12 protein-coding genes are annotated in these 24,867 nt (G+C 34.3%); 2 read left to right on the top strand and 10 right to left on the bottom strand.

Annotation, left to right across the window (positions count from 1 at the left end; translation table 11 throughout):
- Positions 1-413 precede the first annotated feature (413 nt).
- Both F6K06_RS08480 and F6K06_RS08475 read left to right on the top strand, forming a co-directional pair.
- Positions 414-2,111 carry a methyltransferase domain-containing protein gene (locus F6K06_RS08480; protein ID WP_124143827.1) on the top strand — a complete coding sequence of 566 codons (1,698 nt, stop codon included), beginning with the start codon at positions 414-416 and terminating at the stop codon, positions 2,109-2,111.
- A 1,004-nt stretch (positions 2,112-3,115) separates the two neighbouring features.
- Positions 3,116-4,075 (top strand): calcium-binding protein, encoded by a 960-nt coding sequence (locus F6K06_RS08475; protein WP_124143826.1) that lies wholly within the window; start codon positions 3,116-3,118, stop codon positions 4,073-4,075.
- A gap of 50 nt (positions 4,076-4,125) precedes the next feature.
- Here the strand turns inward: F6K06_RS08475 and F6K06_RS08470 are convergent, their stop codons facing one another.
- From F6K06_RS08470 to F6K06_RS08430, 10 genes are all read right to left on the bottom strand, one after another.
- Positions 4,126-6,141 carry a calcium-binding protein gene (locus F6K06_RS08470; RefSeq protein WP_287241252.1) on the bottom strand — a complete coding sequence of 672 codons (2,016 nt, stop codon included), beginning with the start codon at positions 6,139-6,141 and terminating at the stop codon, positions 4,126-4,128.
- A gap of 327 nt (positions 6,142-6,468) precedes the next feature.
- Positions 6,469-7,743, bottom strand: coding sequence for a glycosyltransferase family 4 protein (locus F6K06_RS08465; RefSeq protein WP_124143824.1), 1,275 nt, complete (start codon positions 7,741-7,743; stop codon positions 6,469-6,471).
- 506 nt (positions 7,744-8,249) lie between these two features.
- Positions 8,250-8,948, bottom strand: a complete 699-nt coding sequence (locus F6K06_RS08460) for a bifunctional 2-polyprenyl-6-hydroxyphenol methylase/3-demethylubiquinol 3-O-methyltransferase UbiG (RefSeq protein ID WP_124143828.1) — start codon at positions 8,946-8,948, stop codon at positions 8,250-8,252.
- Positions 8,949-8,980: 32 nt separating this feature from the next.
- Positions 8,981-11,416: a sulfotransferase domain-containing protein gene (locus F6K06_RS08455; RefSeq protein ID WP_287241250.1), complete on the bottom strand. Its 2,436-nt coding sequence runs from the start codon at positions 11,414-11,416 to the stop codon at positions 8,981-8,983.
- Between the two features lie 489 nt (positions 11,417-11,905).
- Positions 11,906-13,033 (bottom strand): class I SAM-dependent methyltransferase, encoded by a 1,128-nt coding sequence (locus F6K06_RS08450; RefSeq protein ID WP_124143822.1) that lies wholly within the window; start codon positions 13,031-13,033, stop codon positions 11,906-11,908.
- A gap of 672 nt (positions 13,034-13,705) precedes the next feature.
- Complete coding sequence (locus F6K06_RS33850) at positions 13,706-13,894, bottom strand: hypothetical protein (RefSeq protein ID WP_338043139.1); 189 nt, start codon at positions 13,892-13,894, stop codon at positions 13,706-13,708.
- 3 nt (positions 13,895-13,897) lie between these two features.
- Positions 13,898-14,134 (bottom strand): Rpn family recombination-promoting nuclease/putative transposase, encoded by a 237-nt coding sequence (locus F6K06_RS33845; protein ID WP_338043138.1) that lies wholly within the window; start codon positions 14,132-14,134, stop codon positions 13,898-13,900.
- Positions 14,135-14,342: 208 nt separating this feature from the next.
- Positions 14,343-20,384 carry a glycosyltransferase gene (locus tag F6K06_RS08440; RefSeq protein ID WP_287241249.1) on the bottom strand — a complete coding sequence of 2,014 codons (6,042 nt, stop codon included), beginning with the start codon at positions 20,382-20,384 and terminating at the stop codon, positions 14,343-14,345.
- Between the two features lie 752 nt (positions 20,385-21,136).
- Positions 21,137-23,887: a methyltransferase gene (locus F6K06_RS08435; protein WP_287241248.1), complete on the bottom strand. Its 2,751-nt coding sequence runs from the start codon at positions 23,885-23,887 to the stop codon at positions 21,137-21,139.
- 647 nt (positions 23,888-24,534) lie between these two features.
- On the bottom strand, positions 24,535-24,669 hold the full coding sequence (locus F6K06_RS08430; protein ID WP_287308775.1) for a hypothetical protein: 135 nt from the start codon (positions 24,667-24,669) through the stop codon (positions 24,535-24,537).
- Positions 24,670-24,867: the final 198 nt, after the last annotated feature.

Raw genomic sequence — 24,867 nt, 5'->3', positions numbered from 1 at the left:
TAGAGAGTACTTAGATTTGGTAGTTAATTTTCTTTAGTGGAGTTGAAAATATCTCATTCCTATTCAAATTTTTCTGCTTAAAAGTTGAGTTATCTCAGAATTTGAATGACTGTGAGTTGTTGATTTTTTATCCCTCGGTGAGATTCATGGGTTAAATATATATAGTCTGACTAACACTCTCCTAACAATATCTATGACAACTGATAACTGATAACTGATAACTGATAACTGATAACTGATAACTGATAACTTAGCAGTCCCTATTACTGTATTTGATATATCAAAAGCTAAAAACTCAGGCAATGCCAGTTTTTTTTTCCTTATTCCTTCTTCCTTCTTCTTTCTTCCTTCTTCCTTCTTATTGAAAAGTTTTTGAGAAATGGTATTATTTTGAGCAGTTTAAATTAGAGAAGATGACTCAGACTAGATTTAATTCTTCAGAAAATTCCATTCACCAAGAACTTCTAAAATTTATACCTGCTGATGCTAAAGTTATTATCGAATTTGGCTGTGGTAATGGCACAATAGCTTCTCAATATAAACAGATTAATCCTCACTGTTATTATATTGTCATTGAATCTAATCCAGATTTTGCTAAAAATTCTGTCTTACAAGTAGATAAAATTGTTGTAGGAAATTTACAACAAAATCTTTCGACTCTAAATATCCAACCAGAAACAGTAGATTGTCTGATTTATGGTTTAGATTTAATGGCGATCGCTCACCCGACTGAAGTTTTGAAATATCATCAAACTTGGTTAAAAAATAATGGTCAAGTTTTGGCTATTGTACAAAATGTACAGCATTGGTGCAGAATTTTTAATTTGCTTAAAGGTGGTTGGGAAAATTCGGAAATAATTCGTCATTGGTTTACTCTGGAAAGTCTAAAGTCATGTTTCGCTAATGCAGGTTTACAAGTATATGAAATACAAACTCGTGGTGAAAAAGGAGAGGAGTTTCAACGGTTTCTCCAAGTAACTGAAGGTCTGGTTGATGCTTTGGGTTTGGACTCAAAAAAGTTCGCTACTCAGACCGCTGCTGAATATTTCATTGCACGCGTCACCAAATCTCCTATCCATCCCCGGAGATTATTAATTCAAACGATAATTATGGACCCGAAAGTTTGTGGTACTGTCAGAGTTTTGGAACCAGACCGCTTTAGCGCTACTATTCCTGGGGTGAGAACTTTTTCTGCTGCGAAAACTGCTGACTTAAATATAGGGTTGCCTCAAGAAGAAAAGGTGTTTATCTGGCAACGCACAATTTTAAATTATCCGTCTGACTTTCACAAACTTAAGTCTTTGCTAGAAAAGGATTATTTGATTGTGGCTGAAATTGATGATAATCCGTTACGTCGTCCTGAATATGCTGAAAATAATTATCTTAGCTATCGTGGTTGTCACTGTGTACAAACTTCTACCCCATCCCTAGCTAATTTTTTACGTCAATATAACCCCAACGTTGTAGTTTTTCAGAATCAGTTGGCTAAAATAGTACCTCTATATGAGCGCACACTTTCCCATAATAAATATCTTACCATATTTTTTGGAGCTGTCAACAGGGAAGCAGACTGGAAAGAAATTATGCCGATAATCAATCAAGTATTGTCAGATTATCAAGATAAAATTAGGTTCAAAGTCATCCACGATAAGTTATTTTTTGAAAGTTTAAATACAACCAATAAAGAATTTTATCCATTTTGTAGTTATGATAAGTATCTAGAGATTCTTGGTAGTTGTGACCTTAGTTTATTACCTTTAAATGACAACCCAATTAATCAAATGAAATCTGACTTAAAATTTGTTGAATGTGCAGGTTATGGAGTAGCTGTACTAGCTAGTCCAATAGTTTATCAAGATTCAATTATTGATGGTAAAACAGGTTTAATTTATCATTCTGTTTCAGATTTTGCTAGAAAATTGAGACAACTAATAACTGATGAAAATCTCAGAAAAAAAATAGCAATTAACGCTTATGATTGGGTGAAAAATAATCGTTTACTTTCTCAAAATTATCGTCAGCGCCGGGATTGGTATCTGCAAATGCGAGATGAATTAGCGCGTTTAAATGAACAGTTAAAAAATCGTGTTCCAGAATTATTTGATTATTAAAAACTTGAAGTATTATTTTTGAAGGAGCTAGGATACAGAAAGGGGAGTGGGGAAGTAATACCAATTTGAAAAAAGAATGTGATGAATAATAAGTGCAATAAAAAGATTTTGCCGGAAATGTCCCTTTGACAAAAAAGAGAATTTACGACCTAAAAACTGGTATTGAAGCAATTCATTATGACTCCTGACTCGGTCCTTCCCCTCCTGGGAGGGGTTAGGGGTGGGTTGACTCCTAAGAAATAGCCTAACTCTTTGTAGCAAATATTTATCAAATTGGTATAAGGGAGTAGGGAGCATTTTTCTACCTTTTTCCCCTATTCTATTTCTGAATTTCCTGACTTCTGACTTTTGACTCCCATGCCAAAAACACATACCGCGTCAAAGATACCATAAGGGTTCTACAAAATTAAATACAGCAATTTTTACAGGTGTAATCGTCTGAATTATTTAGTTATAAAAAAAAATAGTATACTTTATTAGTCTATGTTTGTTTTCTAAAAAAATTAAATTATTAAAAACATAGTGTTTCAGAACTATTTAGGGTTTGCTGAAAAAGTCTTTTAGTAGGGTTAGGATACAGGAGACAGGAGACAGTAGAAATGGGAATGAGCGAGGAGGTAGGAGCTAAGTTTTGTCCCAAGATTGTTCTGCCCAAATCTTGACCAAAATCCGCTCATTTTTGAACCATTACCGCTTAAAAACTCGCACTTTTTGATACTTAAAAAGGCACTTACCTTTATTTATAAAGACTTTTAGATTTAATCAGCAAGCCCTATTTAGTTATCAAAAAAAAATAGTATACTTTATTAGTCTATGTTTATTTTCTAAAAAAATTAAATTATTAAAAACATAGTGTTCCAGAACTATTTAACAGATCAAAATTGACGTATGATTTTTGAATAAGCAGTTGAGCTGCCAGAAAAGTTAGTATTAGTATATTTTTCTACTCCTTACTCCCCTACTCCCTATTCCCTATTCCCTGTTCCCTATTCCCTCTTCCAAAAATGCGAATATTATTTACAATTGCTCATTTCTTTAACCCTGAAGGTAGCGGAAAACATGGTTCTTTACGCAAAGACCCGCAAACACGACGCATAGCATTAACTACCTGTTTAACTGCATTGCGTGCCTTATATGCTAAATCTCAGTACATAATTGATATTAGTAGACATCAAGCAATTCCAGCCAATCAAAATCATGGCCATGATATTGATATTATTGTTTGTACCACTAAAGGTCTTCATTTATTATCTCAAATTCCTTTGCCCTCAAATTTTCTGATGCACCACAGCACTAACGTAGAACCTATGTTACTAGGTTTTGAATGTCAGGAAGTAATGAAATCATGTCTTGGGAAATACGATTATTATTGTTACTTAGAAGATGATTTAATACTACATGATCCATGGTTATTTGTGAAGTTAAATTGGTTTAATCACCACACAGGAAATGGTAATTTACTTCAAGCAAATCGTTATGAAATTTCTCCTTTAGGAGCTATTCCCAAAGCTTATATAGATGGAGATTTAAAACCAGAAATAACAGCTAAATTTCAAAATATTCGAGAACAATATCAGCTTAAGGGAAAAATCATGGAAAAGGTAATTGCCTTTCATAGAACTCTTAACCCCCACTCTGGTTGCTATTTTTTGAATGCCGAACAGATGAAAAAATGGGCTAGTAAACCTTATTTTTTAGACCGAGATACCAGCTTTATTGGTCCGTTAGAAAGTGCTGCTACTTTAGGAATTATGCGGACTTTTAAAATTTATAAACCTGCTGCTGCTGATGCAAGTTTTCTAGAAATTCAGCATTTTGGCACTACATTTTTGAGTTTAATTGATAATCAAATAACATTGATTCAAGAACAAGCTCCAGCTAAGGAAAAAACTCAGAGTGAAGGTACAAATAAAGTAGAAAAACAAGTCAAAACAGAAACTAATCCAGAAAAAAATGAGGAGTGATTAAAAATCAATCACAGCCTCATAATTTTGCTTAATGCTAATAGATTATATTAGATAATAAAGATGTCAGATTGAAGTAGGTTAGGAGTACCATTGAGGCGAGCAATGGTAATAATAGGATTACTATCATCATTTTCCAGATTACCGTTAGGATCGTACTTTAACAGACCTGAACCAGCTAGTTCTGGGTCATCTGATGTGTCATTTGGATCTGTTTTTGGGTTTCGTTCATAGATAATAGTAGGACCGCTAGTTCGAGCAAAGCTATCTTCATAGTTATCACCTGGACCAACACCAGCAAAATCATTAATGCCAATAATTGAGTTTTTGCTGGAATTTTCCAAATTAAATCCATTCAAGTCTAGAAGTATCCGGTCATCAGAAGGATCGAAGTCTACGATCACACTATTTTCAGTGACACCCTCCTCAACGGCAAAATAAGCAAAGCTATCGTTACCTTGACCACCAATTAAGGAGTCCCCTGTACCATTAAGGCCAGCTGCAATATAGTCGTCACCAGCACCAGCAAGAATAGTATCAGTTCCTCCACGGCCAAATATAACATCATTCCCTGCACCAGCACTAATACTATCTCCTAATGAGTCATCTGCAGTACCACCCACAATGGAATCATCACCTGCTCCAGTAATTAAGGTATCTCCTCCATCACCACCACTTAAAGTGTTACTACCTTGAGTATCTTCTATGAAGAATGGTGCTGTACCTCCACCCTGAAATGCTATTACTGTATCGTTACCTTGTGTATTCCCAATTAACTGATCGCTTGTTCCACCAAACTGAATAAAGTCATTACCCGTACCACCATCAAAGAAGTTTGCCACACCAGCGTTGGTACTACCCAAAAGGATATCATTACCTGAACTACCAATCAGAGTAACTTCAATACTACCACCACCCGAAGCATTGGTACTGATGCTTGTAGCATCAATGGTATCGTCACCCTCGCCCCCATCCACACGACTAAAGATACCACTGAGACAATCATTTCCCTGACCACCAATCATAGTATCTGATAAAAAGCCTGATGCTAGAGTATCATCACCGGCACCACCATCTAATCTGTTTTGACCAGCAAAACCGGGAACAGTAACTGCTATACCATTAGTACTAAATTTATCTTCATTTTCTTCGATCAAACCAGTGATAATTAAGTCATCACCTTCACCACCAACCAAGGTATCTCTTGAAGCTTGGCCCCTGATAGTATCGTTGCCAGCTCCGCCATCTAAGGAATTTCTACCATCACCAAATGGCCCTACTGCACCTTGAATAAAGTCATTACCTTCACCACCTATTAGAGTAGACCTTTCTATCGAAGTTAAAGCTATAGCTGTGCTATTAACAGGGGTACCTACAGATTCCTGATTTAGCTGAACTATTACATCATTGCCACGATCTCCACTTACACGGACTTGGCTACCCAAAGAATATAATGTGTCATTATCTCTACCGCCGTAGATAGTATCGCGATCGCCAAAAGCAACAACTAAATCTTCTTGTCGGTTTGCAGAAATAAAGTTTTGGCCTTGACCTGTGTCACCTGTAAATGTAGGTAAGGTGTCAAAATCAAGTGCCTCTACTACTTCCGGAGCAAAGACACTAATAGTGTCATTATCCCTGCCACCATAAAGACTATCTCTTGTGCCGATAAGTAGGATATCATTACCTTGATTGGCAGAGTACCAGTTATCTCCAATCAGGCCACGGAGAAAGTCATCTCCCTGACCTCCATAAAGGCTAGTACGGGAAACAGCTACTAAGGTATCATTTTCATCATCTCCAAATCCGAAACCAGCAGCAGCTTGGAATTCCAGGGAGTCACTCCCTGCACCACCTTCGAGAGTATCTGGTTGACCAGAGTTGTTAATACCAGAAGGACCCCTAGATACCAGTGTATCGTTTCCATCTCCACCTCTAGCTAGACTGCCACCTAGGGTAGAAGTAAATATAGTGTCGTCTCCACCAATACCATTAATCGTATCAGGTGCTATATTACCAGAATCCTCCTGATCGAAGCGATCGTCTCCATCAGTTAGCGTTACCATACCGTTTCACTCCTCTACATGGTTTATATCTAAAATATGGACAATTGTTTTGTTTGGCTCAACTACCAACAAATACCAGTAATTTTATATTCGGCTGTAGTTTAACCTGTTTATCTGGAATAAGTCTAGCCTTTTAACTACAAAAATTATCAGCCAAAATTTGGCCTACTATGTGCCTATGGGTTTACCATTATTGACTTTTAAGTACAATCTAGTATCTATACTAAGGCAGCATATTTTTAATGATTGATTATAGTGTTAACATTACCGGAGGACGTGGATTGTTGATTTTAGGTTCCCATATAGTATGGTTGATTTTTAAGGTATCTAGAGTTTAGATGAGGTTAGAGGTTGTTTTTTTTCTATACCTACATCTTTGATTTGTAAGGTGCGGTTAGCAACTTGATGAATTAGTTCTAAATGTTTTGCTAATAAGTTGGAAAGAGCGTATCGCTCTAAAACTGTTTTGCGGGCCTTGGCACGTATTTCTGCCATGCGAGTTGGATGATTCAACACTTCATCAATGCGGTCAGCTATTTGTTTGGGGGAGAAGAAGTCTACTAATAGGCCATTTTTACCATCCTCAATAACTTCCCTCACAGGAGGTGTATCTGAGCCTACAATTAGACAACCAGTGGATAGAGACTCAATCATAGACCATGACAGAACAAAAGGTCTGGTTAAGTAGATATGAACATCAGATGCTTGAATGACTTTTAAGTATAGACCATAGGGCAATGAACCAACGAAGTGAACTCGTGATAAGTCCAAGGGTATTTTTTCTAACATTTCTTGTTTGTAAGTTTTACCATTGGGCAAAGATTTACCGTAGCAAACTCTTTCAGAACCGACTACTACTACATGGCAGTTGGGCCTCCTTTCTTGGATATAGGCGATCGCTTCTATAAATTCTGGGAATCCCCGATAGGGTTCCATGCCTCGCGCTACATAAGTTACAAGTTCATCAACACCGGACAGGTCTAAATTAGGTAGTACTAATTTTGCCTCTGGATTGGGTTTAAAGTAATCAGTATCTACCCCATCGTGGAGTACAGATAGTTTGCTTTGGAGTTCTGTGGGAAATTGCGATCGCTGCCAATATGTGGGGGATAACCCCCAATCACAGGTGTACAAATCTATTAATATGGGAGCATTTTTTACTCTTATTCTGGCCATATCATCTACTGTCAAGGGTTCTGCCGGGTCGAAGTCAGCGTCAGAGCCATGAGAATGATAGAACCATTCAAAGTAGCAAAGAAGTGGGGTGTTCGGAAATGCTTCTTTGACAAATAAGGTGGGTCCCCAGCCAGAGTGGCCACAAATTATATCTGGCACAAACCCCTGTGCTTTGAGTTGTTCTGCGGTTCTAAATACGGCTTGTCCATAAATTACTGCACTTTCTAGGGGACGGACGTAGTGATGGGTTTCTGGACGTGGTTCGCGACTGGGTTTGAATAATGCTTTGTGAACTCCTGGTATTTTCCACTCTGGGCGTTCGTTTTTTGTGCCAAATACAACTTGATTATTAGGATTTGCTCCTAAGGCAGTAATAATATGACGATATTGAGCAGGAAAATTTGGGTGCAGGAAGAGATATTTCATAAGTTCTAAATTTGTATTATTAATGATTATTTTTTAATGTTTGAATGTAAGCATTTCCTGGGGACTGCTGCGCAAACAGCTATTAGCAGTCAGCTATCAGCAATTAGTAATTATTCATTACTTCTAGGGTTTAGTCAGGGAACGTATGGCAGTAACTTTTTATTTTTTCTCAATTTCAAAGGTTGCTTTTACCTTGCCTAAAATTCATAGCTGATAGTTAATAGCTGACGGCTTTTTGCTTACGTTTAAATAGGGTTTGCTGATTAAATCTTAAAGAATTGACTGATATTGGCTTTAGTCTTTTTATGATGTAAAAAAGTGCCTGGTATTACGTCCAAAACCCTCAAAATTTTAGCATAAAAGGCAGAATAATTGCAGAAAAATAACTCTGACAAATATATTTGACTACCTCCTAATTAAATTCTATTCTCCGTTCCTCCTAACTACTCCCCCACTTCCCTACTCCTCCACTCCCCTACTCCTTAAAAAGACTTTTTCAGCAAACCCTAAATAATGTCTGGTGCCTGGCATATCCATACACAATCTCTAGGAACTGAATTAGTATCTTGATGAATAATTTTGTATTTTAGATGGGATAGAAATTTCTCCATTATTGTATTAGTCATTACTGAGTGAGCGGTTCCGTTTCGTTTTCCCATAAGATTGTTATCCCAATCTTTGAGAAATCTTTGCCAACCTAGATCGCTGAGGGTATTTGTGTGGTGAAATATGCAAATTTTTTCTCCTCGTAATTTGGCGGGTATTTTGGTTAGGTAGTTAAAAATATCTCTGGGTTCTAAATGCACCATTGTGTCGTAACAAAAACAAACATCTGCTGTTTTTGAATCAATTTCATTTAATGTTATTCCATCAAGTTTTAGGTATTTGACTTTGGCTTCGCCGAGTCGATTTTTAGTAGCATTTAACATAGAATTGGAGATATCAGCACATATTAATTTTTGGCAATGTTTGAGCAACAATTCTGCTGTACGTCCTCCACCAATGCCTATTTCTAGTACTGTATGTTTTTCATTGATATATGGTGCTATAAATTTTTGTTCTATTAATTTTTCATATTCTGCTAATGAGTTGGCTGCCCCTGCTGCTTTACCTATCCATTCGTCACCTATATGAGTTAATTCGGGATAATCTTCATGCCATTTTTTTGCATATTCTTCCCAAGAATTTTCATAATCAATAGTCATAGTTATGTCGCTATATTTTGTCAATTTTTTGATTAAAGTTGCCAGTTTAGTTCAATACCTAAATACTTAGTTAATTTTTGATTATATGGTTGAAAATATGTTACTAATTGTTGGTATATTTCATCTCTAGGTTGTGAGTAATTACCAGAATTATATCTAAAATATGTTTCTGAGTGGTATGTAGGTAATTCTAGAAATTGAAATACTTTATTCATGGTTTCTAGTGGGTGGTTAAATAAGTCTTCACTCAGGAGAATGAGAAATTGTTCCTTGGGAAAAATATTCATCCAATTTTGTAGTTGTTCAATATATTTGCCTCTTGCTAGATATGTATAATTTTGATGATTAAAACTGTAATATGTTCCTGTTTGAATTATTTTTTCAACTTCTCCTTTTAGGCGATTTTGTTCGGCAGCGATCGCTTCTTTCAAAGTTAATTTTTCAGTTCCTAATCTAACTTCGTGATAATAATGAGATATTGCTCTTTCTGCTGGGTTTCTCAACAATATAATTAATTTCATCTGAGGATATATATCAAAAATTCGTTGGGGTACGAGAGGATGGAATAAATAGTAAGGGCTTGATTCTCCTGTAATTATTCCTGGCTCTAATTCGGGAAATTGCGATTGATACCATTTTAAATCCTTATCAAAATTTAAGTCAAAGTAATGAATTTCATGTTGTAAGGATGCTGCAACTAAAGGGTGTTGCACTAAATAGTTATATAAGGAATTAGTACCACATTTCTGAGCGCCAATTATCAGAAAATGTGGCTTTTGATAGTTGATTGGATAGTCGATTTTTTTGTGGAATTTGATACCAATATATTCCTTGAGTTTTTGGTTATAGGGTTGAAAGTATTCTGTTAATTGCTGGTATGTTTCAGAGTTAATGTCAGGTTTTTTTTCTTGATTATGATCGATATAATCATCTATTAATTCTGGCTTCAAATCGAGAAACTTAAATACTTTGTTCATAGTTTCTTGAGGATGATTAAACAAATCTTCACTTTGCAGAATTAAAAATTGTTCTTTTGGGAAAAATTTCATCCAATTTTGTAGTTGCTCGACGTATTTACCGCGAGATAAATATGTGTAGTGTTGATGGTTAAAGCTGTAATATGTTTCTGTTTCTATAATTTTCTCAACTTCTCCTTTTAAACGATTAGATTCTGTAGCGATCGCTTCTGATAAACTTAAAGATTCATAACCTAATTTCACTTCATGGTAGTAGTGATTGATTGCTCTATCTATAGGATTTCTTAGTATGACAATCAACTTTATATTAGGATAAAAATTGTAAACTCTTTGAGGAACAAGAGGATGAAATAAATAGTAAGAACTTGATTCTCCTGTAATTAAATCACTTTCTTCTTCCACTACAAATTGATTTTGATACCAGTTTATTCCTTGATGAAAATTTAGATCGAAAAAATGTAATGATGGTTGTTTAACTGCTGCTACTTTAGGATGTTGAAAAAGATACTTATGTAAGTAATTAACACCACATTGCTGCGCTCCAATTATCAAAAAATCAGGTTTTTTGGATTGTTCTTTTAATTTTTTATGTCGGAGAATACATAAGCAAAAATCACTTTTTAAACCTCCTGGAATTTCCATTAAAATTTTCTCAAATTCCAGTAATAATCTGATTATTGTTTCTCCTTTGGGGTCTTCAGTAACAAATTGATTACTATCTAGTAATTGATATAGTTCGTTAATTAATCCACCACCATAGTGATTCAAAACTTCTATATGAAAGTAGTATTTGATGAATGCCAATATCAATTTTGAACGTACTGCTTCAGATGGGTCTAGTGTAAATACTTCTTCAATACTTGGGCTTTTATATTTTGATACTTTGACAGATTTTAGACTATCATCAAAGCAATTATATATACGATTAATAATATCTAATTGTTGTTGTTCATAAATATTGAAACAATCACCAATATACTCATTTAAGATTACATAACCTTGAGGCTTTAAGCTATTTTTGATTGTGGACAAACAGTGTTCTAATTCTTTCACATGATGCAAAGAACCAAAGCACGTTATTAGGTCATATTTTTTGTTAAGAGTAAAAGTATTAAAATTATCTTGGTATAAATTAATTTTAACTCCGGCTTTTTCTGCATCTCTTCTAGCAATTGCTAATGCTGATTCAGAAAAATCAAAGGCATCAATATTCTTAGCTAAACCCAACTTAGCCATTAGTATTTCGTGATTACCAACGCCACAACCAATAGACAATAAACTATCAAATTTTCTGCCAGCAAAAAAATCTTCTATCAACCAAGCTAGCCAATATTTTTCTGTTTCGCCACCAGATATTCTTTTATTAATAGCTTTTTCAATAATCAAATTAGATACCCACTGATTACTATTTACTAAAGCTGCTTTTGGATTTGTTTGCCAATATTTTTGGGCTTGATTCTGATGCTGATGATTGAAACTCTTTTCTGACATATAAAAATTTTCTTTTAATTGTGAAATATTATATAGCAGGGAATATTGATATTATGCATTTTAATAACAATCAAATCCTCATATAGCAATTCCCAAGAAGCGTGAGGTTATTTCAGTTATCAGTTATCAGTTATCAGTACCTCTACAATAAGGAGGCTTGAAATCTGAAATATTCTCTTTTTTTATCCCCTTAAAAGGCTATCCATTACCAAATAATTAATAATTAAATAGGGCTTACCGATCAAATATAAAAGTATTTATATATAAAGGTTTGAGTATTTTTAGGCTCGAATTGCAGTGCCTCTGTTTCAGTTGAAAACGCTCAAAAAGCTAGTATTTTAGGCGTATAGTTGGGCAGAAAAATCATTCTTACAATTCTTACTCCTACCTCCTCGCTCCCCACCCATTTCTCCGTCTCCCCCTCCTGGGAGGGGTTAGGGGTGGGTTGTCTCCTGTCTCCTGTCTCCTACCTCAGCAAAAAGACTTTATTCAGCTTTCTGTGGTTTTTTTACCCTCAAAAAATACTCCTGCTGCTAAAATTTCTCTACCCTTTTCTCCTAATACAATATCTAAATTATCACCTTCTTGTACTAAAAAAGCGTGCCAATCTTCTAAACGTTCTTGCCATTCTTGTTGTTGAATATAAGGCCAGACAGTTTGAATAAACATCATCATACTATAGGATGGATAATGATGGGGAAAAATACCACTATTGATTTCTTCAAAGTCTGACAAAATTTTCCGTAAACCATGAATTGTCATATTAAAATAATGGCTGGGGTCAGCGTGAAGTGGTTGTAAAAATGCAGTATCAATAAATATTAAACCTCCTGGTTTTAAGATGCGATAAAGTTCTTTTGCGGTAAAAAATGGATTAGGTAAATGTTCAAAAACTGCATGACTAATTATGCCATCAAAGCAGTTATCTGAAAATGGTAATTTTAATGTTGAGCAGACGACATCTGTATATTGATATTGCTGCACATCTAAGTAACAAATATTTGGCTTTAGATATTCTTTTTGAGTGTTACCTGCGCCAAAATCTAAAACTATTCCATTTTCTCCAATTTTATTTAATACTGTTAAAATTCCTTCTGAGTAAGGATGGGTAGTTTCTGTTTCTGTGAGTTTAATAAATGGTAAATCTCCTGGTTGCAAAATATGAGGAGTATTGCTTCTTATCCATATAGGGCAATTTTTTTTATTACATGGTGTAGCTATATTTCCACATTGGGGACAAATTAATAGTTTTTGTAGGTTGAAAATTTTCTGTCGTTGAGGTTGGTTAGGGATATTTCCAATAATTTTAAATTGATTTTGAAATAATAATATTTTTTCTCTTCCATCGGCAAATATTTCTATTTTTATATCTGTCTCTGGTTTAATATTTTTTGGCAGTAAAAGCTCTCCCCCAAAACCACTATGACTAGCATATTTTTTTTCTGGAAAAGCAGCAGCTACATCTGGTCGATATCCACCATGTAAAAGGGAGGCATAAGGTTTTCCATTTAGATAAATACTTAGTTGAATATTGAAATTATTTTCAGAAATGTACCAACCAGAAAATTTAGTTAAGTAATGTATTTCTGTGCTTTTAGGAAAATCTAGATTAAACATTATTTATTTTCATAATTTGCCAGTTTTAAGACCAATTTTTCATACTTTAACTACAAATTTTGACTTAAAAATTACCAAATAATAAAGATTTAAAGGCTCTCCTTTAAAGTAGAAAAGCGGTCAAGGGATGGCTAGATATCCCCCCCATATCCAATCGATCAAGAGAAAATAAAAAATTTTTCTTTTAGTCAATTTTCTTCTTTTCAAGGAAAGGTAATTGTTAATTATTAATTTTAGAATGCTTTGTTTTCTCTATCATTGGTTTCTCAAGTTTTGAACTTCTTCTAAACTTAAACCTGTATTTTGACTAACACTTTTTGCATCTAAAAATTCTAGTAATCGTTTGGCAATTTCGATTTTAGCTTCTCGATTACCTTGCTCAATTCCTTGTTTTATGGCTCTTTTTATAGCATTTTTTTTGTCGGCGATATAAGTTTCCCGTGCCTCTAAATTTTCAAATTATTCTCTAGTCAAACCAGCTTGATTAGCAACTTCAAATGCTTTATGAATTTCTGGAACTTCCCTCATTTTTTCTGGCACAGAATCTAAACTATTCGCACTTTTGAGAAAATACAGCCATTTATCAGTAATTGTTGTTAATTATGAGATTTATTTAGTAAATTTGGGCAATTCCACAAAGACTAATTCAATGTCATAAATAGGATAGTCTATTCAATAATCTTTTTCCTTGAGCAAAAAGCGAGAAATAATTTTATCTAATCCAGAAAACATTTCAAAATCTGTAATAGTTAAGCCAATAACATAATTTAGCAAAGTGTAATCTTCTCCTGAATCTAACTGAGTAGGATAAGCTTTAGCTACATTATATAAAATCCGCTTTTCAAATCCTTCTAAGTTCAAAACTTACATTTCAATAATTACAGTTTTTTCACCAGTAATTTTGGCTTTAACATCTAAATAAGTATCTTTTAAACCTCGAATTTTAGGTACGAGATAGGGGTTGAGGATTTGTAGGTCTTTGATAGTAGGATTACTGTCATAGAGGATGCTGTTTAGGAAACTAATTAAAATGTCTTTACTTTGTTCGGAACCAAATATTTTCTTGAAGGCAAAATCTGTTTTGGGATTAATAAAAATCATTGGTTTGACCTCTTGAGGGAGTAGAGGAGTAGGGGAGTAAGGGAGTAGGGGAGTAGGGGAGTAGGGGAGTAGGGGAGTAGGGGAGTAAAATTAAGCTTTAAATACCCTTATTTTTCTAGAAAACAAGAGTCTAAAAAAGTGTTTAATGACTCCATAACCAAAGTCAAGAGTAACACAAAATTGGAAATTATTAGTAACATTAAACCCACTAATTAATCCGTACATCTGTGCCATAATCCCTGTGTGCTAATTTATCTAAAGAAAAGTATGCTTCTCTGAATATTTGACCATAAGTTTCTGTCATTTCAGCAAAAGTATTTAATGACTCCAGTACATATTTAGAATTATCTGCGAGTCGATGACGCAATGCTTCATCTATCAATAAAGATGTCAAAACATTTGCTAATTCTTCTGGGTTATCGGGAGTATAGAATAAACCATTAATATTTGGTTTTACTTGTTCAACTATGCCAAATACTGGAGTAGTAATTATGGGTAAATTATAAGCCATTGCTTCTAATATGACTCTTGGGAAACTCTCGACCCGAGAAGTACAAACAAATATATCTGCTGCTTGATAATATTTGGCTGTTTCTGGAGTTTCTTTGACTATTTCTACTCGCTGTTGAATTTCTTCTGGTAATTCAGTCAAAAGTTCGTGTAATTTTAAACTGTAAAGATTTGGGCGATCGCCTACTATAAAACATTTGATTTTTTTACTTTCTGTTTCAGGGATAAATGATAAAGCTTTTACTAAATCTTGTTGACCTTTCCTTTCACAAACAGTACCTAATAATAGAATGACAATTTCATCATTTTTTACTTCTAAAGCTGACCTTGCTGATTGTTTTGACCATTTATGAACTGCGGATTTTAATAATTTTAAATCTAAGCCATTATGTACAACAGTAAAATTGTGATGACTATTCAAAGGTAAGTATCTATTTCGAGTAGCATCTGCCACAAAAATTACTCGATAAGGATAGCGGAAACATTCTAATGCTCTAGCAGCTATATCTGTGCCAAACCGATTAAAATAAGTTTGCCAAGGCTCACTTTCATGTACATTCCAAACACTAGGAATATTTAACATCTGAGCCACATCTACCATGAAAAAATTTTCTAAAGTATTGACATACATAACATCAATATTTAGTGCTTTTATTTCTTTAGCAAAACTAGCTAAAGCTTCATCATAAATATCTCTTTGATAAATATGTTCTAGTGGATTATCCCGAACAACTACCTGAATATTATGTTGTTCATAAATTTCTCTCAATTCTCCATCATTGACAGAAAAAATTATTGGTTCAACAATTCCATCATCTGCCAATTTTAGGGCAATTTCTAATTGATGAAGTGGTGCACCAGTTAAATCTAAGGAATTACTACACATCAATAATTTAATTCTGGGAAAAATGTCTTTCATTTCAGCGAGTAAATTTTCCTCAGTATAATTAACCAGTTCGTTTATTGGTGTTTTATTTTGAGAATTTGCCTCTAGTTTCGGATTATTTATTGGTGATTTTTGCTGAGACTCATCTACTTTTGCCTGACTATTTATTTCTAGTTCATTTTGAGAATTTGCCTCTAGTTTCGGATTATTTATTGGTGATTTTTGCTGAGACTCATCTACTTTTGCCTGACTATTTATTTCTAGTTCATTTTGAGAATTTGCCTCTAGTCCCAGATTATTTATTTGTGATTCTTTCTGAGGATTGTTATATTCTGACTCCTGACTCCTGACTCCTGACTCCTGAATAAAATATCGCCTTGGTTGAATTTCAAATAACTCACTTTCTAGAGAAAAATGAGGACTATAAAATCTATCAACCATCTGAGAATATTTCTGACGATAATTTGCTTCTTCTTGGGGATTATCAGAATAACCGCGACTCGTTCCTTCCTTATGAATTAACTCAGCATCTGGACAATAAACTGAACGATAACCTCTTTCTAAAAGTCGATAACCATAGTCAGCATCATTATAAGCAACGGCAAAATTTGACTCATCAAAACCACCCAAATCTAAAAATAATTGCCGGGAAGTTAACATACAAGCAGCAGTTACCGCCGAATAATTTCTTGACACAAAAGCTTGAGAAAGATAACCCCTATTTTCACTATGTAATAATTTAAAAGCATGACCTGCTAAACCATGATGTAAACCATGAATTACTCCTGCGTGTTGAATCCTTTTATCGGGATATATTAATTTGGCACCCACTGCTCCAACACCAGGGAATTGTGCATAACCAATCATTTGACTTAACCACTGAGGAGAAATAACCTCCGTGTCATTATTTAAAAATAGAACATATTCACTATCAACCTGTTCTACAGCACGATTATTAATTGCAGCAAAATTAAATTTACCCCCACTATTAGGAATAGAAATAACTGATATATTTGCCGACCTAGAAAATGAACTTTTTAGATTTGCAAAATATTCTAAAATTTCAGGTTCATCACTCTCATTATCAATCACAAATATTTGATAATTCTCATAAGTAGTCTTTCTCAAAGACTCAATACAACTCTTCAATAACTTGACTTGATTTTTAGTCGGAATAATAATACTTACCGACTTACCTTCGTCCGGAAAAGTAGCTTTAAAAATTCCCAAATTTTCTCGCACTGCCCAATCTGGTTGATAAATATCTCCCTTCACACCACGACGTTTTAAACTTTCTTGAACCGCTCTTTCACCTGCTAGAAAACTTTTCGGTTTTTCCCCACCAGAAATAGCAGTCGAACCAGGAGAAGTTCGCCAATGATATAACACCAAAGGTAAATGCCCAACTTCGCGAGAAATTTCCGTTGCTCTTAAAGCAAAATCATAATCTTGAGAACCTTCAAAACCAATTCTTAAACCTCCAACTCTCTCAAAAATTTCTTTTCTAACTACGCACAAATGACCCATATACATATAAGAAAGTAACAGCTCTGGAGAATATTCCGGTTTAAATTGAGGGTCGAATCTTTTGCCTTCTGTATTTATTTTGTCGTCGTCCGAATAGAGAAAATCTGTTTCTGGATTTTGACTTAAATATAAAGCCACTTCTCCCAAAGCATCAGGAGTAAGTTCATCATCATTATCTAGGAAGAGAATAAAATCTCCCGTAGCAAGTTCAGCAGCAGAATTCGTCGCAGCACTAATATTTCCATTTTCAGAACGGAATATTAATTTAATCCGAGCATCTTTCTCAGCCATTTCTGTCAGAAATTCCCGAATATCTGGATTACTACTACAATCATCCGCTATACAAAATTCCCAATTTTGGTACACTTGGTTTAGTACACTGGCTATTGCTTTGTCTAAAAATTCCAAAGGTGGGTTATAAACTGGCATGACCACAGAAATTTTAGGTAAAGTTACCTGGCAACCCTCTAACCGAGAAATTAAATATTGAAGGGAGCGATCGCCCCAGTTATTTACGGCCAACCAAGCGTCATAAACATCCATAGTTTCTGACACCATAAATCCGGGAGGCGCGAATAATTCTCCTTCTTGCCATTGTTGTTGTCGATATATCTGTAATATTTGTCTGGCAATACCAGGTAATTCTGAAGGTAGAGGGATGATGCGACCCAACCTTTGCTTCCTTTCCGCAGTCCGTTTCCCAATAGCTTTAGCAAATTTGGATAACTTCTCGAATTTATCTTTAACTTTTTCCCAGAAACTATAACGTCTTAGTTTTAAAAATTCTGAGCAAGGGAAACCAACTATTTCCCCATTTTCTAAATGTGCTTCTAAACTAACTTGCCATTTTCCGACTGGAAGTTCCACCGTTGCCTCAAACCCACTATCCGAACTTCCCACCAAATCAGGGAAAACTGCTCCCACATCTTTTCGATGCAAACCATAAGCACAGTCTACGGAAATATCCCCACATTTGAGAACTAATTTTGTGATTTTCTGCTCTGGGTGGCAACACCAACCGGCAAATAAAATTACCCCCTCCCCTTGTTGCCAGTCTGTAGGTGCATCAAAATTTGCTTCGACTGTAGATACTGATATTGGATAGGAGGCAAATTTATGCCACTTTCCTTTTTTATCCTGTGCTTCGAGAATTAATTGATAATTTCCTGGGGAGAGTTGTATATATACTTGGAAACCAGAGTTTTCCGAAGCAGGAATGTCTGGATATTCTTGGGCAACATCTGGTCGCGAGATACCATAGTTACCAGGAAAAATTTCGCCTCCCACTTTGGCACGAATAGTTTGGATGTTAAGACTACCGCTATGGAAACACCAACCTACTATTTGTATCTGGGAGTTAGAAATTTTCCAGTTAGTAGGGGAGTCGATGGAGAAAAATAAGTGCTGTGATAGCTTGCTTAATTTCCCTTTCAGACCAAACCACTTTTCCCGCAGTTTCCAAAACTTGGAAGATTTCATGGCAGACATTTCTACCCTAAGTGTTTCAGTTTCTAGATGTTGGACGTTTAATTCAGCTTGAATTTGCTCTAGTTGAGTTTGAGTTTGCCCTAATTCTGTTTCTAACAGTTGAATTTTGTCCTGAGATTTGACTAATATTCCTTCTGTTTTTCCTAATTCTGTTTCTAACAGTTTAATTTTGTCCTGAGACTCAGCTAATTTTACTTGAGTACCATTTAATATTCCTTCTGTTTTTCCTAATTCTGTTTCTAACAGTTTAATTTTGTCCTGAGACTCAGCTAATTTTACTTGAGTACCATTTAATATTCCTTCTGTTTTTCCTAATTCCGTTTCTAACAGTTGAATTTTACTTTGAGACTCTTGTAACTTAGCGATATTACCGTTAAGTTGTTGTTGAGTTTGACCAAATTCTGTTTCTAAAAGTTGAATTTTATCCTGAGACTCTTGTAACCTAATTTTATTTCTTTCAAATTGAACTTGGGTTTGCCCTAATTCTGTTTCTACCCCTAATAACTTTTTCTGAGATTCAGTTAGTTTTACCAGAGTACCATCCAGTTGAACTTGAGCTTTACCTAGTTCTGTTTCTAGACCTAATATTTTGGCTAAAGCTTCTTGAAATCTTGTCGCTGAGTTATCGAGTTGTGCTTGAGTTTGACCTAAATCTATTTCTAATCCAATGATTTTCTTTTGAGACTCATCTAGTTTAATTTTTGTACTTTCAAATTGTGCCTGAGCTTGCCCTAGTTTGATTTCTAATGTGGAAATTTTGGTTTGATGTTCTTGGAATTTTCTTTCTTTACCGTCAAGTTTAGTTTGGGTTTCACCTAGTTCTCTTTCTAGTACTTCTAATTTTTTAACAGACTCTTGGAGTGTAACTTCTCTGCTATCCAGTTGTTGCTGAGTTACACCCAGTTCTTTTTCTAGATTATGTACTTTATGCTGTGCTTCTTGGAAAATTTCTTGCCATTTTTTCAAGTCTGTTTCTAACAGATTAATTTGTTTTTCTAAACCTCGAATATTCGACCAATCTTGAAATTCCCAGAATTGGCGATTGTTCTGGATATTTGTGATTAATTCTGCTCCTGACTCGCCACCTAAACCTATTTTTTCTAGTTGTTGATAAATCTCTAATGTTTCTGGGAAATATTTTTCTATTAGGTTAGGTCTACTGGTTTTAATAATATCCTTTACTAACAAAGATTCTTCAAAATTTCCTGGGGTAGGTGTTGGTAAGTCTATTTCAAACTTATCATTAACTGCTTGAATAAAACCTTCAGGATTTTTGCCAATACTATCAACCTTTGCTATTAAACATTGCTGATAAAAATTTTGATAAAAATCTAAGATTCTTTGATTAGAATTCAGCCACATTTTTACAGCTATTTCTGGCTGTTCCAATAAATTTTCATCCGTAGCTCGTCGATAAAGTGAATCTACTACTTCCCACGGCGAACGATAGACAAAAATAAACTTAGCATCTGGTAATAAGTTTAACCAAAAGTTTAAAAATAATGTTGTTCTTGGGTCTTTCCATCCCCAGCTTTTTCCTAAATTATCTTGAGCTTCTTCACGGTTTTTAATTAATCGTTTAGCCGCCTTTAAATATTGTTTCTTGACGGGAATTTCTGTAATTTCAACATTACTTCCTAAATCATCCAAACCTTGGGAACCTAATATTCCTTTTTGCAGTTCCACAAATTCGATATCTTCAAAATGCCCCCTAATATTTCCATATTCCGGCCTCACTAATTTCTCTCCAATATTTACCCCTACACTATGAAATAAAGAAGCTGTTAATGAGGTTCCCGAACGGTGCATTCCTGTAATAATAAAAACTGTTGATTTCATCTAATTTTTATCCTGATATTAAGCAAAGTTGTAAGCAAACAGCTATCAGCTATCAGCTATGAGTTATTATCGCACCTAAGTCCGAATTAGTCTCCAAAGAGAATTAAAAGTTATGTTTACTTCTGCATTTCCTACCGAAAGAAAGCAGAAGTTAAAAGTCATACATTTAAAAGTCAATCATTTTTGATTTGTAATTGTTTGAGAATTTTGTAACTGGTCAGTTATTTACGCCATCTTGTACTAGGGATATTCTGTCTATAATTACAGCATTTAACTTGACAACTACTTCTCCAGAATACTGAGGAACTTCTACTTCTATTACTGCATATAATTTCATTGAATTTTTCTCCTGATGTTAGGCAAAATTGGCAATATTTCAAGATACCATTACTTTTTGTTCTGCTGCTAGTGCTAGTGCCACTACACGGAAGTTAAAAGTCTAGCATTTAAAAGTCAATCATTTTTGATTTGTAATTGTTTGAGAATTTTGTAACTGGTCAGTTATTTACGCCATCTTGTACTAGGGATATTCTGTCTATAATTACAGCATTTAACTTGACAACTACTTCTCCAGAATACTGAGGAACTTCTACTTCTATTACTGCATATAATTTCATTGAATTTTTCTACTGATGTTAGGCAAAATTGGCAATATTTCAAGATACTATTAATTTGACAACTACTTCCCCAGAATACTGATAAATTTCTACTTCTACTACCCCATATAATTTCATCTAATTTTTCTCCTGATTTTAAGCAAAATTTGCAAAATTCCAAGATACCATTACTTCCTGCTCTGTTGCTAGGGATATTCTATCTGTAATTACAGTAGTTAATCTGACAAATACTTCCCCAGAATACCGAGGAATTTCTACTTCTACTACCGCATAATTAGTTTTGCCAAATATATGATTGTGATTAAAAGGAATAGTTTTTTGCACTAATATTTTTCCATCCTCACTCTTAATAATCTCAATTTCACATTCTATTGAATAAGCAGCAATAGGTTCTATTTGTGGATAAACTCGAAATCTTTTTTGACCTTCAATTTGAAATTTAATTTCAGTCTGACACTTATCACTACCCGGCAGAATTTTTTCAGCAAATTTCCAAGTTCCTCCACTATCAAAAAAAGGTAGTTCCTCAACCTCTGTTTTTACTTGCCTATTTGTTTGGCTATCCGACAAATTTTTAGTTTCTTCATTATCAGATATGAGTATTTTTTCCGCTTCTATCTTTTTTACTATTATTTCTTCCTTTGCATTTCCAACTTCTTCCTCCTTGCCAAAATTCTTAACTTCTAACTTCTGACTTCTGACTTCTGAGACTTCTAACTTCTTCCTTCCAACTTCTTCCTTCCAACTTCTTCCTTCCAACTTCTTCCTTCCAACTTCTTCCTTCCAACTTCTTCCTTCTTCCTTCTTCCTACTTAAAGGTTGAGCAACTAAACCACCAGAAATTGGCTTTTGTAAAATATATAAATCTTGCCCATTTGCCATATTACTTTGAGGAAATCTTTTAATATGTTTGAACATAGAAAATATTTCCTGATAAGCTGCTGGTGTATGTACTGCTGAAACAGTATGTTGACCTTGACCATCTACTTCTCCTTGATGGTCTAGATACAAAAATAATCCCTCTTCTCCAATACTATACATTTCAGCTTGATGAGTATTTCCAGTGCGAAAAATATCATAAACTATCGGAAAAAATTGAGGTCCGTGAAGTGTCATAAATAATATTCCACCAGGGCGTAATACTCGATAAATATCCCAGGCCCAAAGATGTTGTAAATCTAAACGTAGGTGAGTGAATACTGAGACAGCATTAACTAGGTCAAATTGATTATTTTCAAAAGGTAATGGAGGTTGAATATTGTTATGTTTGACTGTAGCAAATTTGATATTTTCTTCACACCATTCAGCACATTCAGGAAAAACATCACAACCAAATAGTTTTTGATTGGGCAAAAGTTCTGGTTTAAATGCCATTAAATAACGTCCTACTCCACAGCCAAAATCTAGAATATTCTCAAATTGATGAAAATCAAATCCTGCTTTTTGCAGATAATTTTTTACTGTATATTTTAGGTCATCAAATGAACTAAGAAAGGCTTTAACACTAGAGTTGCCACTAATTCTGAGTAATAGATGGTTTGGTGGTAATAAGACGATGGAATTAACTGGAGAAATATTAACGACTCGCTCTAAATGGAAATTATTAATAATTTTGACCAAGATAACGTCATCTGGGGATAAATGTTCGCTGTTAATGCTGCATGACCATTGATATTTTTGAATTTTGCTTTCGTATTTTGGCAAACAGCTTTTTACTTTTATTCCATTTACTAAAACAGCTACTTCTTCTACTTTTTCTTCAGGATTAATATCTGCTGCCCATCCTTCTATATAAATGTCTCCTGTAGATGTAACTTCGATACTTCTACAACCACCATCAGGATGACAATAAAAGTTTAATAATTTATCTCTTTGTTCCTCAACTTCTCCCTTTTTAACTTCTCCCTTTCCAACTTCTCCCTTTCCAACTTCTGAATTTTGACTTTTGACTTTTGAATTGATAGCTTCTCCCTTTCCAACTTCTGAATTTCCAACTTTTGACTTTTGACTTTTGACTTTTGAATTGATAAAAACTTCTTCCTTTATTACTTTTGACTTTTGACTTTTGATTTTATAACTTCTTCCTTCTTCCTTCTTCCTTCTTCCTTCTTTATTCCACAGAATATATAGATCGTGGTATCCACAAAGACCTTTTTTAATCCGATGCCATTTTGCTTTTCCCTTAGTTGCTTGGTGAATAATTTTACCTACCCATTTTTCTCCTACATAAGTAACTCCATAATCTTCAGTTTTGAGAAAAAGACTTTCACTTTCTGGAGTAAAGTAAATTTCTTCTGCATCTTTTTCTGTCTCTATAGTCATTAAAGATAAGTCATGGGTACTAAAGATTAATATGCCGTTTTCTGTCAACAAACTATATAACTTTTCTAACCAACCACTGAAAGTCTTTTCTGGAGTATGACTAAAAAATGAACAGGCAAAAATGCAGTCAAATTTTTGATTTAGTTGATAATCTTCAGGATGATTAGTTGACACTATCCCTTCTACTCCAAGTAATTTTTTTTGAAACTCTACTGCTTGAGGATAAATATCAGAAATCCAAATTTTATGAACTGGTATTTCCTGAACTAAAAATCTACTAAAACGCCCATACCCACTCGCAAAATCTAGAAAAGAAGAGATATTTTCAAAGCCATCAAAATGCCATTCTACAATTTTTTTAACTGCATCTAATATTCTTTTACCATTAGAAAAATATCGTAGTAGTGCTTCATCAATCTTTCCTTCAGTATTTTTCAAAGCATAGAGATACATTTCATCTTGTGGATGAATATTTACCTTGATTTCTTCAGGTTTTCTCGTTTGGTCTTGAATAAATGTATCTATAATTAGCTGATTATCTATTTCATTTTTTTCAGGATTCATATTTTTAAATAGGTGTTAGGTTTTAGGAAAAGTAAAAATAAAGAAGGAAGTTATGCTTAAGGAAAAATTGCATGAGGATAATCTTCTACACGCCATTTCGTGTCTTATAACCCCAAACAATTTTAAGCACTCCCTTTGAGTAGAAAATTAGATTTCAAGCTTCCCCTTGTAAAGAGGACAAAAAAAGAAAATTCAGTATTTTAAGCCTTCTGCTTTCCTACGGAATGCTGCGCAAACAGTAGGAGGTACTATTAACTGATAACTGAAATGACTGTGGGGTATTAAACCTGCCATACAAAAGATAATTTTACTGTAATTCAATATGCTTCAGAGGAGACAAAAGTTTATCTGATAGAAAGTGTAAAAATCAACGTTTGTACATCACATATTTGCCCAAAAAATTCTTAACTGAACCGTATTGTACTGTATTAATTTTATAGCAGTCGAAGGAAAGATTAACACAGTTCAAAAGTCTAAAACTCAGACAAAGTAATACTTTTCCTTCTTTATCCTTCCTTCTGCTATACATAAGCATAAGAAGAGTATTTTTTATTTAACTTAATAGCAGTTTTCACAAAGGTAGACTACAGAACTTCTGCCTTCTACCTTTAAGCCAAAATATCTGCTTTTTATGTTAATGGAAACTGCTATAATTTACGGCTGTAATTAAAAGTATTTACCGAATAATTAAGGTAAAATGCCTCTCCTTTAAAGGAGAAACAAGCGATCGTTAGCGCAGCTTCCCGTAGGGTGGGATGGCGATCTTCGGAGCGGGTCTGCAAGAACGGGTCTCCTCGCCATATCCAATGGATCAAGAGAGAAAAAATTTTCCTTTTATTCAATCCTGTTCCTTTTAGGGAGAGGTAATTATCAATTATCAATTATCAATTATTGAAATCTACTTTAAAATTAATTTTATTTCTTTCTCCTTCAATAGCTACAATAAAATTTTTCCCACAACTATTTAGCATTAATATACT

Source organism: Okeania sp. SIO1H4 (genome assembly GCF_010672695.1).
Taxonomy (GTDB): domain Bacteria; phylum Cyanobacteriota; class Cyanobacteriia; order Cyanobacteriales; family Microcoleaceae; genus Okeania; species Okeania hirsuta.
This window is presented reverse-complemented; position numbering and strand designations above follow the sequence as displayed.